Annotated in this window: 1 protein-coding gene; it reads left to right on the forward strand. The window is 72.8% G+C overall.

The genetic code is table 11. The annotated features are described in order from the left end of the window. Nucleotides 1-1,817, forward strand: a 1,817-nt coding sequence (locus EES42_RS27975) for a non-ribosomal peptide synthetase (RefSeq protein WP_164495345.1), incomplete at both ends; no start/stop codon positions are given.

Consider the following 1,817-nt stretch of genomic DNA (forward strand, 5'->3'; position numbering starts at 1 on the left):
GCGCGGGCAGCACGTACGACACGGAGCTGCCCGCCGAGCTGGTCGACCGGTTCGCCGAGGTCTGCCGGACCCGGGGCGTCACCCTCTTCATGGGTCTGACGGCAGCCGTACAGCTGATGCTCGCGCGCACCACCGGCCAGCGCGACGTGGTCCTCGGCACCGCCACCATCGGCCGCGACCGGCCCGAACTGGAGGACGTGCTCGGCTTCTTCGTCAACACGCTCGCCCTGCGGACCCGTATCGACGAGGCCGCGACCGGCACCGAACTGCTCGCCTCCGTCCGTGAGACCGTCCTGGACGCCTTCGCCCACGCCGAGATGCCCTTCGACCGGGTCGTCGACGCCGTGGTCTCCGAGCGCGACCCGGCCCGCACCCCCCTCGTGCAGGCCATGATGGTGCTCCAGACGAGTCCCTGGAAGTCGGACGGGGTGCGCGGACCGAGCTTCGCGGCCGCCGATCTTCCGCGCCAGGACGCGCAGTTCGAGCTGACCTTCGAGTTCTGGGAGCACGCCGATGGCATGCGGTTCTCCCTCAACCACAACACCGATCTGTTCGACGCCACCACCGTCCACTCGATGGCCGAGCACCTGACCGAGGTCCTGGGCGTCCTCGCCCGGACGCCCGAACTGCCGCTGTCCCGCATCCCCCGGCTCCCCGCCTCCGAGCGCACCCTGGTCCTCGACGACTGGGCGCAGGGCCCCGACGGCCCGGACGGAGCCGTGCTCACCGACGTGTTCGCCGAGCAGGTCGCCCGCGCCCCCGAGGCCGTGGCCCTGGTCTGCGGCGACGAGCGCACCACCTATGGCGAGCTCGATGCGCGCACCAGCCGCCTCGCACACGCCCTGCGCACCCACGGCGTGGGCCCCGAGACCCGGGTCGGGGTCTGCCTGCCCCGCGGCACCGAGCCGATCGTGGCGCTGCTGGCCGTGCTCAAGGCAGGCGGGGTCTTCGTCCCGCTCGACACCAGCTATCCGGCCGAGCGCCTCTCGTACATGGTCCAGGACTCCGGCGTCGAACTGCTGCTGGCCGACGCCTCGACCGCCGCCACCGTCCCCGGCGTCGGTACCCCGGTCCTGCTCCTCGCCGAACTGGAGGACCTCGCCGCCGTCTGCTCCAAGGGCATCCAGAGCCCGCCGCAGGTCGCGCTGGCCCCGCAGAACGCCGCATACGTCTTCTACACCTCCGGCTCCACCGGCCGCCCCAAGGGCATCGTGCTGCCGCACGCCGGAGTGCTGCGGGTGGCCCGTGACCCGCGCCTCGGAACCACGGCCGCCGATGTCGTCGGCCAGTTCGCGACCCTGTCCTTCGACGCGAGTGCCCTGGAGATCTGGAGCGCCTTCGCCAACGGGGCCGCGCTCGTCGTCTCCACCGCCCGGGTCCTCTCCGTGGAGGAGCTCGGCACGCTTCTGCACGGCCGGGGCGTGACCGTGGCCTGGCTGACCGCCGGCCTGTTCCACGAGGTCGTCGACACCGATGTGACGATGCTTTCAGGGCTCCGGCTGCTGATGGCGGGCGGCGACGCGCTCGCGCCGCAGCACTGCCGCACCGTGCTCGAACGGCTTCCGCAGGTCCGGCTGGTGAACGGGTACGGGCCCACGGAGACCACGGTCTTCGCCGCCGTCCACCCGGTCGAGGTCGGCTCCGTCGGTGCGTCCGTGCCGATCGGTTCGCCGCTCGGGCGCACCGGAGCCTACGTCCTGGACAACTGGCTGCGCCCGGTGCCCGCCGGGGCCGCGGGCGAGCTCTACATCGCCGGCGAGGGCGTGGCACGCGGATATGTGGGCCACCCCGGGCTGACGGCCGGACGCTTCCTTCCC

This window comes from Streptomyces sp. ADI95-17 (genome assembly GCF_003846175.1).
Classification (GTDB): domain Bacteria; phylum Actinomycetota; class Actinomycetes; order Streptomycetales; family Streptomycetaceae; genus Streptomyces; species Streptomyces sanglieri.